The organism is Sporosarcina luteola (assembly GCF_007991495.1).
Taxonomy (GTDB): domain Bacteria; phylum Bacillota; class Bacilli; order Bacillales_A; family Planococcaceae; genus Sporosarcina; species Sporosarcina luteola.
On the sequence record NZ_BJYL01000003.1, the window covers coordinates 131618 to 143782 of the forward strand.

10 protein-coding genes are annotated in these 12165 nt (G+C 40.3%); 7 read left to right on the forward strand and 3 right to left on the reverse strand.

Going from position 1 to position 12165, the window contains the following annotated elements; genetic code table 11:
* Nucleotides 1-2 precede the first annotated feature (2 nt).
* The 4 genes from SLU01_RS00995 (at nucleotide 3) to SLU01_RS01010 (ending at nucleotide 4714) form a co-directional block, all read left to right on the forward strand.
* Entirely contained in the window at nucleotides 3-1571 is a 1569-nt protein-coding gene (locus SLU01_RS00995) for an ABC transporter substrate-binding protein (RefSeq protein WP_147054388.1), read from the forward strand.
* Between the two features lie 21 nt (nucleotides 1572-1592).
* A complete protein-coding gene (locus SLU01_RS01000; RefSeq protein ID WP_147054391.1) occupies nucleotides 1593-2993 on the forward strand; it encodes a M14 family zinc carboxypeptidase in 1401 nt (466 codons plus the stop codon).
* Nucleotides 2994-3124: 131 nt separating this feature from the next.
* A complete protein-coding gene (gene lipP1 / locus SLU01_RS01005; protein WP_147054393.1) occupies nucleotides 3125-4072 on the forward strand; it encodes a LipP1 family hormone-sensitive lipase in 948 nt (315 codons plus the stop codon).
* Nucleotides 4073-4087: 15 nt separating this feature from the next.
* Complete coding sequence (locus SLU01_RS01010; protein WP_281288350.1) at nucleotides 4088-4714, forward strand: FMN-binding negative transcriptional regulator; 627 nt, start codon at nucleotides 4088-4090, stop codon at nucleotides 4712-4714.
* Nucleotides 4715-5222: 508 nt separating this feature from the next.
* On the opposite strand, the gene SLU01_RS01015 is transcribed toward SLU01_RS01010, so the two are convergent.
* The 3 genes from SLU01_RS01015 to SLU01_RS01025 are packed head-to-tail and all read right to left on the reverse strand — an operon-like array spanning nucleotide 5223 to nucleotide 9483.
* The gene (locus SLU01_RS01015) at nucleotides 5223-5597 is read right to left on the reverse strand and encodes a carboxymuconolactone decarboxylase family protein (protein WP_147054397.1); all 375 of its coding nucleotides are present in this window, start codon (nucleotides 5595-5597) and stop codon (nucleotides 5223-5225) included.
* A 2-nt stretch (nucleotides 5598-5599) separates the two neighbouring features.
* On the reverse strand, nucleotides 5600-7234 hold the full coding sequence (locus SLU01_RS01020) for a thiamine pyrophosphate-binding protein (protein ID WP_147054400.1): 1635 nt from the start codon (nucleotides 7232-7234) through the stop codon (nucleotides 5600-5602).
* Nucleotides 7231-9483, reverse strand: a complete 2253-nt coding sequence (locus SLU01_RS01025) for an EAL domain-containing protein (RefSeq protein WP_147054402.1) — start codon at nucleotides 9481-9483, stop codon at nucleotides 7231-7233. The genes SLU01_RS01020 and SLU01_RS01025 overlap by 4 nt, the downstream gene beginning before the upstream one ends.
* A gap of 382 nt (nucleotides 9484-9865) precedes the next feature.
* On the opposite strand from SLU01_RS01025, the gene SLU01_RS01030 reads away from it, so the two are divergent.
* The 3 genes from SLU01_RS01030 to SLU01_RS01040 all read left to right on the forward strand — a co-directional run bounded on the left by SLU01_RS01030 (nucleotide 9866) and on the right by SLU01_RS01040 (nucleotide 12024).
* Nucleotides 9866-10105, forward strand: a complete 240-nt coding sequence (locus SLU01_RS01030; RefSeq protein WP_246110832.1) for a pyridoxamine 5'-phosphate oxidase family protein — start codon at nucleotides 9866-9868, stop codon at nucleotides 10103-10105.
* Between the two features lie 258 nt (nucleotides 10106-10363).
* The gene (locus tag SLU01_RS01035; protein ID WP_147054404.1) at nucleotides 10364-10879 is read left to right on the forward strand and encodes a type 1 glutamine amidotransferase domain-containing protein; all 516 of its coding nucleotides are present in this window, start codon (nucleotides 10364-10366) and stop codon (nucleotides 10877-10879) included.
* Nucleotides 10880-11013: 134 nt separating this feature from the next.
* Nucleotides 11014-12024, forward strand: a complete 1011-nt coding sequence (locus SLU01_RS01040) for a LacI family DNA-binding transcriptional regulator (protein ID WP_147054406.1) — start codon at nucleotides 11014-11016, stop codon at nucleotides 12022-12024.
* Nucleotides 12025-12165: the final 141 nt, after the last annotated feature.

The window sequence follows — 12165 nt, forward strand, 5'->3', positions numbered from 1 at the left end:
CTATGAGAAAGAGAGTTTTTGTTTCGGTTGTTTTTAGTCTATTGTTAGCTGTTTTTGTGGCAGGCTGTTCTGACGCAAGCAATTCAAACTCAGGGGGAGATGGTGAAAATGTTCTGATTGTAAGGGCAACAGGTGATCCGATGTCATTTAACCCGGATACGACAGCTGATGATAATGCTTATCCAATCGTGCAAAACTTGTTTAATCGACTGGTGAAGCTAGACGCTTCTAAACAAATTATCCCTGACTTGGCGAAGGATTGGGATGTGAGTGAAGATGGATTGACAATCACTTTCAACTTAAAAGAAAACGCCAAATGGCATGACGGTGAGCCGGTCACAAGTAAAGATGTGAAATATACATTCGAAACAATCCAAGAAAACAAAACCTATTACTTCAGTTCGAGATCGGAAATTGTGGATACGATTGAGACTCCAGATGAGCATACTGTCGTGTTCAATATGAAGTCCCCGGATGTATCATTCATAGCGGACCTTGGATGGTATGCAACATTTATCTTGCCTGAACATGTCTTTAATACAGATGTTTCGTGGGATGATAATGCCGCGTCTAAAGAACCAATTGGCTCGGGGCCGTTCAAGTTTGGGGAGTTTAAGCAAGGCGTGAACGTAACATTATTGCCGAACGAAGATTATCATGATGGAAAACCGAAAATAGATAAACTAGTATTTTCGATTATTCCGGACGAACAAACAGCTATTCAAGCTTTAGTAAATGGTGAAATTGACGTGTTCGAAAATGTTCCTTCATCAAGCGTTGAACAATTAAAGAGCAGGGATAATGTTCGATTGGAACTTAATGAGTATCCATCCCCAGCAAGAATTATTTTTAACCTTACAAAAGAAGAAGTGTCAGACGTCAACCTCAGGAAAGCGATTGCCACAGCTATCGATAAGGAAGAAATATCGACGAAAGTATATAGCGGCATCCAGAAACCTGAATATAGTATGTACCCTTCCTTGATTGATTGGGCAGCGAATACAGAAGAAACCTCACCTGAATTCAATCTTGAAAAGGCAGAGCAAATTCTTATAGATGCAGGGTATGAAAAAGACGCAAACGGTTTTTATGTTTCAGGGATTCCGTTGGAAGTATTTGAAGGAAGCGGCTATCCCGACATGGCTAATCTTATGAAAGCGACTTTAGCGAAAGCAGGAATCGGAATTGATGTCAAAGTAAGTGAATTTAATGCATGGAACCAGAAGGTAAGTGTGGATCAGAACTTTGTAATGGAACTTCAAGGTGGATTTATGGGACCGGACCCTGCTGCTTTAGAAAAAAGATATGGCACTGATGTAGGGAGCAACTATGGGAAATATAGTAATACAAAATTTGATGAATTAACCAAAAAGGCGGGGTCAACGGGTGATCAGGAATTGAGAGCACAATACTACAAAGAAGCTCAAGCAATCTTAGCCGAAGATCTTCCATTCATCCCTATTGTTACATTTGCTGGATACGATGCAAATAATAGTTCATTCACCAATTTGCCAATTGACGGTACTGGTAAATGGGGATGGGCAGAGTATACCTTTACAGAACGTAAATAACTTTTTAATAGGAGGAAAAAAATGAATAAAATTTTTGAAGAGGTTGTACAAAATATACCTAATTACACAGAGTTTTTAACAGTGGATGAAATGGATGCAAACAGTCGTAAATTAGCTGAAGAGTACCCTGACGTCGTAGATATATTTGAAGTCGGGCGAACTAGAGAGAACCATCCATTGTATTGCTTGAAAATCGGGGAAGGATCCAAAAATGCTCTTATGTTTGGACTGCCTCATCCCAATGAGCCAATTGGCGCTATGCTATTAGAGTATTTTACTCAAGAGTTGGCTACGAATGAAAAATTGAGAAATGAGCTCGATTATACATGGTATATCATTAAAGCATGGGATGCGGATGGAACAAAGTTAAATGAAGGCTGGTTTAAAGGTCCATTTACTTTATACAATTATGCAAGAAACTTCTTCAGACCTGCGGGACATCAACAAGTAGATTGGACATTTCCAATTGATTACAAAAAACTGAAATTCAATGATTCTATACCGGAAACAACCGCGATGATGAAATTAATCGACCAGATTGAACCTGAATTTATTTATTCATTGCATAATGCAGGGTTTGGCGGCGCGTATTGGTATATTACACATGAAACGAGTGATGTCTACGATGACTTGCGCAAAACTGCTATTAAACACGGTGTACCTCTTAGTCTAGGTGAACCAGAAGCACCTTTTTGTGAAGCATATTCACCAGCGATCTATCAAAGTTTAGGTATTCGTCAAAACTATGATTACCTAGAAAAATACGGCGTGGAAAAGCCGGAAGAACACATTAATGTAGGAACATGCAGCGCGGATTACGCCATGGAGAAGTATGATAGTTTCACTTTGTTGACGGAGTTACCTTATTTTTATGATGAAAGAATAAAAGATTTGTCAGAATCTGCTATAAGCAGAAAAGAGGCAGTTCTAAGTAACTTGGAGTTTGCTGAGGAGTCGGACAAGTTTATCCTACAAGTGTTGAAAGAAACGAACCAATATACATCTAAGGATAACCCTTTTAGATTAGCACTGGAAGCATTCACTGATAACAAAGAGGGGAACGCGGCAACAAGAGAAATGGTATTAACTGATCCAGTATATGCAAAAAAAGCGACTGTCGCTGAGGAGTTCGACAACTTGCTCGTCTCTAAGTTTTATAAAATGCTATCTTATGGAATGTTAGTAAGATTGAGCGAATCGGAATTAGAAAAGCTGAAAGAAAATCCTGAAGAAGATGCAGAAAAAGAGGCGGTGTTGGAAGCAGCTTATCAAAATGCCTTAGCACATCTGAAAGAGCTAAGTGATAAGTTGGAACAGGAGATCAATTATCAAGCCGTACCCATACAAAAGCTTGTTGCAATACAATTGGAATGCGGGCTTATATTGGCAGATCATTTGCAAAAGAAAAAGATCGCTAAATAAGTTTCTGATTCAATTGGAAAGCGGGTTCTGACATCGAGAATGGTTGAAGTATTGTCAAATGAAGGCCTTGATGCATATGCATAAGGCCTTTCAATTTAATACGGCTGACAGTAATTAAAGGAGAGAGTAAAATGCTGGATCCACAAGTAAAAAAAGTTTTGAGTAGACAAACTGATTCGGGAACCGATTCCACGGAAACAGTGACTGTTGCCGAAGCCAGAAGGGTTTTTTCAGAATCAAGAAACAACTTTAAAGAAATCGTTAAAACCGTTTCATCGGTGAAAAATCTGTCAATAGACAGTCCTTATGGAAAGATACCTATTAGAATCTATACACCTGAAGGCGATGGCCCATTTCCTGTACTGGTCTTCTTTCATGGCGGGGGTTTTGTTTTAGGAGATTTAAATGCTACGGATAATATTTGTAAGTATTTTGCCAATGGTGCTGAATGTATCGTTGTATCTGTCGATTACCGATTAGCACCTGAGCATAGGTTCCCTGCAGCTGTAGATGATGCCTATTTTGCAACTCAGTGGGTCGAGAAGAATGCCTATACTTTCAAAGGTGACCCATTAAGAATTGCCGTAGGCGGAGAAAGCGCAGGTGGTAATTTAGCTGCGGTCGTATCGTTACTAGCTAGGACGAATAAAACCCCAGCATTGCAGTTCCAATTACTGATCTACCCATGTGTTCAATTTGGGATGGAAACGCAATCAATGATTGACTGCGGGGAGAAATACAATTTGACAGTAAGTGAAATGAAATGGTTTGGGGATCATTATTTCTCAGACAACATTCAAATGACAAACAAATTAGCTTCACCACTTCTAGCTGAAAACTTAGAGGGACTCCCTCCTGCATTAGTCGTAACAGCAGAATTTGATCCGCTTCGAGATGAAGGGGAACAGTATGCCGATCGGTTGGCTTCGTTTGGTGTTAGGGTAAGAAAGAAATGCTATCCGGGAATGGTTCACAGCTTTTTTAACTATTCAGGTGAAGTTGACCAGAGTAAAATTGCGCTGGATGAGACGGTTAAGGAGCTGCGAAATATCTTTTATTCTCGATTAATAGAAAGCTAATGTTAAAAGAAAGAAGTGATTCCTATTTATATTCCGGAAGACTATAAGGAGATGGATTTAAATAGATTAGTTGCATTTATGAAGGAATTTGATTTTGCTACAATTATCAGTTGGGCTGATCAAAAGCCTATCGCGACGCACTTGCCATTTCTTATTGAACAAAAAGGTGACACCGTAGAGATTACAAGCCATATGGCGAGAGCCAATGAACAATGGAGAAGCTTTAACGAAACTGAAGAGGTTCTTATCATATTTCAAGGACCTCATAGCTACATATCACCGAAGTTTTATGATAGCAATAGAAGTGTACCTACGTGGAACTACGCTTCTGTTCACGTATATGGAACTCCGCATATCGTGACGGATGATCGTGCAACATTAGAATTATTAAGAAAAACGATTGTAAACTACGAATCAAGTTTTGAAAATGCGTATAACCAAATCCCAATGGAACACAAAAGTAAATTAGCGAAAGAACTTGTAGGATTTGAAATAAACGTCACGAAAATAGAAGGAGCCTTTAAGCTTAACCAGGATAAATCAACAAAAGAGCAAGAAAGAATCGCACAAGCTTTGTTAAGTAGCGAAGATACGGCGATTTCCGGTATCGGGAAGTTAATGAGGGAAAACCTTGGTTTTTAAGTGAATAAGAATATTGGCAATAAAATGGATGGTCGATCATAGCAATCTATGATTGACCTTCCATTTATAAATATTCATGTTAAACACTTCTAATTGACTTTAGAACTACCTGAAAATTTCTTCATAAAGAATAGAATATATGCTATTACTACTGGAACAAGCTACCCTGTATTATTAATTTTCTTGTACCGAAAATACTGCTAACAATGAAACTGCTCCGCATCACAACAAAGTTGACCGGCAAGACAATCAAACCATTTCGCAACACAACGAAACCTCTGCACCACAATGAAATCGGTTCGCATCATAATGAAACTAACTCGCAAAACAATGAAACATGATCGCAACACAATCAAACCCGCATGCATCGAAATGTAACAGAAATCCCTATACGAGCATTACAAAATAGTTCAAATCGGACTTGTAGTATGAATCTAAGACCGGGGCTAAAAGAGGAAACACACAGGACTGTCATGAAAATTCCATGACAGTCCTTATTTGCGTATCTTCACTCATTTTCTTTAAAAACTTCGCCAGCAATTGACATGGCTTGAACGGCTTTTGGGAATCCGACGTATCCCGCACAGTGGATGATGATTTCGATGATTTCATTTTTCGATAGTCCGTTGTCCAGTGCTGCCTGCAAATGGACTTTAAGCTGCCCGAATGCCCCTTGTGTAATAAGTGAAGTAAGTGTAACGATTTCCCGTTGTGCCAGGGACAATGTTTCTCTTGCATAAAGGTCCCCAAAGCCGAACGAGACGAGTATGTTCCAGAAGTCGGGCGATATTTTTTTGATTTCTTCCATGCCGGTTCGTACTTCTTGTGAGAAAAGTTCTTCCATAACGTTGATGCCGGCTTCATAGCGTTTGTTGTTTTCCATTTTCATTGTCTCCCCATCGTTGGTGGAATTTCGTTTTCATTAACTAAAGCTTCGATAACGATTGGTTTGTTTCTTTCTTTCATGATTTGAAGGGCTTCCTCGATACGGTGGCCCAATTCGAAAGGGGTTAGGCAAGTGAACGCTTGGGCGCCCATCGATTCCGCGAAAAGTTTCGCATCTAGCGGCGTTTCATAAATGCCTCCGATGGATGTGCCGATCATTTTGCGCATCCCTTTTTCCACCATATCCAATCGTCCGTTATTGACGACAATAAAGAGCACGGGCGCGTCATAGTTGTATGCGGTCGACACTTCAGTGCCATGCATGAACATACAGCCATCTCCGACTAAACAGACAATCGTCTTCTCGGGAGCAGCTAGTTGTGCACCGACCGCATAGCCGATACCGTTGCCCATGGCCCCGAAAATATCATCGAAAAAGTAAGTGCCGGGCTTGTAAATATCAAAGTGCTTAATCCCATAGAAGGAGTGACTTCCGTCGTCGCCGAATATGATGGCGTCTTCCGGTAACGTGTTGCGCATCGCATGCAATACTTGAATTGCTGACATTCGTTCGCCTGGAACATTCTCTTGTAGAGGCATTGGCTCTGGAGTTGTTCGGAACGCCTCGCTGTTTGTTGCAGGCATTTCTTTAAGCATTGTCTTCAAGTTCGATTTGATGTCACCAAGTACAGGTGTTGTTGGAACGATGACCGACTTTCCGATGAACGTCGGATTGTAGTCAAAATGGATGACATGTTTTGGATACATAGCTTCAGTTAAACCAGCTGTGGACATATCACTTAGGCTGGATCCAATGACTAGTAACAGATCTACGTCCTCCTGAAAATAGTCCATCGCTTCCGGCGCTCCGCCTAATCCGAATGCGCCTAACGATAGTGAATGGTTTGACGGAAATGCCCCTTTGCCACCTGGCGTAGTGACGACCGGAATATTCCATAGCTCCGCAAGATGCTGCACTTCTTCGTATGCTTTGCTGGAATGCACGCCTTTTCCGATGAAAAGAAGGGGTCGGGTTGCTTCATTCAATCTATCCATCACATCCGACAAATTCGGCGAAATCATTTCGTACGGCGTCGGAAGATCCAATGTGAACGGCTCAATCTCTTCTAATAATACATCAAATGGAATGGATAGATGGACTGGACCTTTTACTCCCGCCAGTGCTTGCTCGAGGGCGTGTTGCAAGTAAGGCTTCAACATGTCTCCCCGTTCGACTCGGGCACTGAACTTTGTAACATGGCTGAACATGTTCACTAAATCGGTGCCGAATGAACTGGAGTCTTGTCCCAACGCTTTGCCTGTATCCTTCATGGAAGGATGTCCCGTAATGATCAATAACGGCAAATGTGAGGCGGCTGCTTGACCGGCAGCCGTTATAAGATTCGTTCCGCCAGGTCCTGACGTCCCAATGGCGACTCCGACTTTTTCGTTCAGTAAAGCGTAACCGGCCGCCTCAAATCCTGCCGCCGCTTCGTGCTTGCTTAATACAAATTGAATTTCTTCGGTTAAGAGCTCAAAAAGAATGGGGGATATCGCTTTTCCAGGAATGCCGAAAATATGCTGAATTCCCCACTGTTTAAAATTCGATGCTAACACAGAAGCTACTGTTCTCATTTCGTATTCTCTCTCTTCTCATTATTTTTGCAGAGCAAATAGGTTTTCTCGATTTCAGTAGCCGAAAGAGGCTTGCTGAAATGAAACCCTTGTACTAAGTCACACTGTTGATTAATTAGAAAATCGAGCTGCTCTTCCGTTTCAACCCCTTCAGCAATCACTTGCATCTGCAGGTTATGGGCGAGCGTGATAATTGCTTTTACGATAAATGCGCTTGGTTGGTCATTGACGATTTCAAAAACGAATGATTTATCGATCTTAATGAAATCAATCGGAAAGTTATTTAAATACGCGAGCGAGCTATAGCCAGTCCCAAAGTCATCTATACTAATTCCGATGCCGATTTTCTTCAACTGTTTCAATACTTTTAAGGAATATTCATATTCCATGGCCATATACTCAGTGATTTCGACTACGAGATACTGCGGATCAAGTCCAGTCTCTCGAAGGGTATTTTCCATGTACGTGACGAGATCATTCGTCAGGAATTGTTGTGTGGACAAGTTGACGGATACTTTAAGTGGTTGGTAATTGGCATCCTGCCATCTTTTATTTTGAGAACAAGCTTCTTTAATAACCCATTTGCCAATTTGGTTGATCAACCCGTTATCTTCAGCCAACTTGATGAATTTGTCAGGAGATAGAAGACCGAGCGTCGGATGTTGCCAACGGATTAACGCTTCCACACCAAATATTTTGCCGGTATGGGGATTGATTTGCGGTTGATAATGAAGGACGAATTCTTCTTGCTCCACGGCTTTTCGCAAATCTGTCTCAAGCCTGTATTCATCCTTTGCCCCTTCCAGTAAATCTGAGGTGTAGAGACTGTAACGATTTTTCCCCAGATTTTTGGCTTCGTACATTGCGTTATCTGCAAAAATCATGAGTTTTTCCGCTGTAATGGGATAGTCCGGATAGATGGCGATGCCTACACTCGCTGTCGTATGCAATTCGTGACGCTCAATATGGAAAGGGGCGTCAAAAGCGTGTAAAATTTCTTCAGCCTTCTTTGTAACATAGTCGGAACCCTCAAAATCCTTCAGCATGAAAATGAATTCATCTCCCCCTGTTCGAGCGAGTATATCATTTTCTCCGAGACAACCCGCAAGCCGTTTGCTTACCTTTTTAAGCAAAATATCCCCCGAAACATGGCTGAAATTATCGTTAATCACTTTGAATCTGTCCAAATCGATGAAAAGGAGAGCTAGCGCCCGTTTATGGCCGGCATTAATTTCCTCTATGATCTTGTCTATTTCCTCGTTAATGAATCTGCGGTTTGGAAGGCCTGTCAGATCATCGTGATAAGCAAGATAATTGTACTTTTCCTGCAGGAAGTGGCGGTCAGAAATGTCTCGGAATTGTCCGAAGGCCCCAATCATCTTACCATCTTCATAGATCGGCTGTGCATCGAACAGGCAGACGATCAGTTTCCCGTCCTGATTGATGAATTGGATTTCTACATCTTTGAAAATTTTCCCCAGTTCCAGCACTTCTCTGAAATAAGTCCCCGTTATTGGGGATTCACGAATATTTCGCCCGATGACTGCATCTCGACTTGTTTTCGAAAGTTGTTGGGCGAAATCGTTGAATTCAGTCGTGATTCCATTTTCATCGGTTAGGACAATTGCATTGTTAGTCCTGCTCAACATGATTTGGTTTAGAACGTTGAGCTTTCGATTCTGTTTCCGCAATAAAAGCTCACGCTCAATCGAATCAACCGTTTGTGAGAGCATCGTCAGGAAAAGGGGGTTCTGAAAGTGGATGGGCATCATAATGGATACACTACCTAACAGATTGTTGTCGTCCGTATAATGAAAGGCAGTTCCGTAGCAAGCGATCTCATGAAGGAATGTATGATAATGCTGGATGCCGATAATGCTGATCGGATGTTTTTGTTCCAAAGCAAGACTGACAACATTCGTACCCGTATCTTCACGGACGAACAAGCTGCCGAGTTGAATACCAAATTGCTGGATCATCCCCTTAATGTTTTCATCACCATCGATATCTAAAAGATACCCATTGGAATCTGACACAACAACAAGAATTGGCGTACCTCTTAATGAGTCCAATAATTTATTGGAAAAATAACTAACAATGGATAAAATTTCACTATAAGAGCTCCTTTTTTCGGCAAGCTCCTGTTGTGATAAAAACTGCTTTGGCTTGGCCACGACATGCGGATCCATGCCGGCCTCTTCACAAAAACGATTTGAATCTTCTATATAAAAAGCGTCTCGATTACTCATAATTCCCTCCAAATTTGTCATTAAATGATGCAAAGAAATTGTCTGCCATACTACGAAAAGGAGAAATAGGATTTCCTATCAAGACGAACTATAAGTCTGAACTATAATTATAAAGTTAATGGTAGAAAAATACAATATTTAAACACCCTTCTGAGGGTTAGTGAAATGTATCCAATGTTGCACTTTCAAACTCATCTATCATTATTCTTCTTTGGTAGTAAAACCATTAAGAACGACTTTTATATCTGTCGTAGGTATGTCTTGTAAAATGATGAATTATAGAAATGCAATAGAAATCATAGCTATTTTAGAAAATCTTTAATTCAAGCTACTATTTTAGTAATTTGAATTGCAACCGAGGCTTCAATCGCAATTCCCGACGATGCTTAAGACCGAGTCGGATGAGGGGCTCGTCTCTCGTCCGCTAAAGACTCAGGAAGTAAATTTTGACTTCGACTTATGTTTTTTGACTAAGAAAGAGACAGATAAACACCGGAAAATCCTGCATGGGAAAGAGGTAAACGTGGACTACGCCCGCAAATCCTACGTATTTGTCTCCGGACAAGCCAAAATCGTCGAAGACCAAACGAGAAAAAGGAAATCTGGAGGAAATCCAACGTGAAAATTATGAAAACCATCTTTGACAACTCCAGCGTTAATCTGGTCAAAATCTGATTAAATTCACAGTAGAAGCCGTGGAGCGAAAGATGTGAATAAAATGGTGGAATTAGAGAAGTGATAGTGGAATGGATTGTCTTGTTTAGGGGCAATCCATTTTTGGATATGGGGTTAAGGGTAGTAAATTTAAGAAATTCCTTAAGGAAAGTTGTGCATTTTCACAATTATATGTATTGTAATTATAAGAAAATAAAGGGGGATCATTATGGCGAAAATTGCAACGCTGCTATCAAATCTATTTGAAGACTCGGAGTACTTTGAACCAGCGAAAGAGTTTGAAGCCAAGGGACATAATGTGGTGACTATTGAGAAAGAAGCGGGTGTAATTGTAACTGGAAAAAAGAGGGGGAGTGTGGAAATCGACATAGGTATAGACGATGTTTCCCATGCAGAGTTTGACGCTTTGCTACTGCCAGGAGGCTATTCACCTGATATACTTCGCGCCGATGACCATTTTGTGAAGTTCACAAAAGAATTCATGGATTCGAAAAAGCCGGTATTTGCTATTTGTCATGGTCAGCAATTATTAATAACTGCAAAAGCGCTAGCGGGGAGAGACGCAACAGGTTATAAATCGATTCAAGTAGATATGGAGTATGCAGGAGCGAGATTTTTAGATCAAGCAGTAGTCGTATGCCAAAATCAACTTGTCACAAGCCGAACATCAGCCGATATGGAAGATTTTATTCGAGAAGCACTTACTCTCCTTGGAAAATAGACCAAAACTTTATTGTTAGCTAAAGACTGGATATATTCCGGTCTTTTTATTATCCTAAATTGCTTGGACAATTAATCATAATCATGTAAGAATGGAATGAGTTAAGCGCTTACTATTCGTAAAGGAGTAATTCTATGAAGCCAACAATTTATGATGTTGCCAAAGAGGCTGGAGTTTCTATCGCAACAGTTTCTAAAATCATTAACAATAAAGGGGGTATTAGTGAGAAAACGAAAAAAAATGTTCTTAGAATTATGGAAGAACTTAGGTATCAGCCTAGTGTGATGGCAACTGCACTCACAGGAAAAAACACTAAAAGTATTGGACTAATTCTTCCTGATCTTGCAAATCCGTTTTTTTCCGAATTAGCTCGAAAAATAGAGGATCGTGGTCATGATCTGGGCTACAGCATTATGATTTGTAGTACGGATTATAAAAAAGAAAAGGAGAAAAAGTATATACAACTACTAAAAAGCAAAAGTGTAGATGCTCTCATTTTGGCATCCGGATTCGAAAATGAGGAAGTTATAAATAACTTACTAAAAGAGCGATTGCCTATAGCGATTGTAGCAAAGAACTTCCCCTCAATCTCAATTAATACTGTTGCTATTGATGATTTTCAAGGCGGCTATATAGCCACTACTCATCTGATAAAACTTGGTCATACGAGGATTGCTATGATTGCTAGGGACGTTTATAGTAATCGCGAGAGATTGAGAGGTTATTATCAGGCATTAAGGGACTATGAGCTAGATTATAAATTTGATTTTTGCTTTGCTCCTGAGTCCAATGTTGAAACTGGACAAAAAATTGCTATGGAAATTTTCGACTCCCCGATGCCACCTACTGCATTTGTTGCAAGTAATGATTTGTTGGCTATTGGCGTTATACAGGCGGCGAGGCAAAGAGGGCTTAATGTGCCGAGGGATCTCTCAGTCATTGGTTTTGATAACACAATCATTGCCGAAGTCTTCGATCCTCCGCTTACGACAGTATCACAACCTATAGGGGATATGGGGAAAGAGATCATGGATTTAACTGTTGGGGAAATTACAGGGGAAAAAAGTAAAAGGAAAGTTATTCTAGTACCCGAACTGATTATAAGGAAATCAACAGGAATATTGACCAATGAAATCGATGATTGAAGAAGAAGCTAGATTAACGATTTGATGTCGCCCTAACCCATTTAATTACACTAGGGCGGCATTTTTAACTTAAATAAACATTAAAAAATTATTTTAAATATTGATTGACTTCTATAAATATATAGATTAAGATAGAAAAAA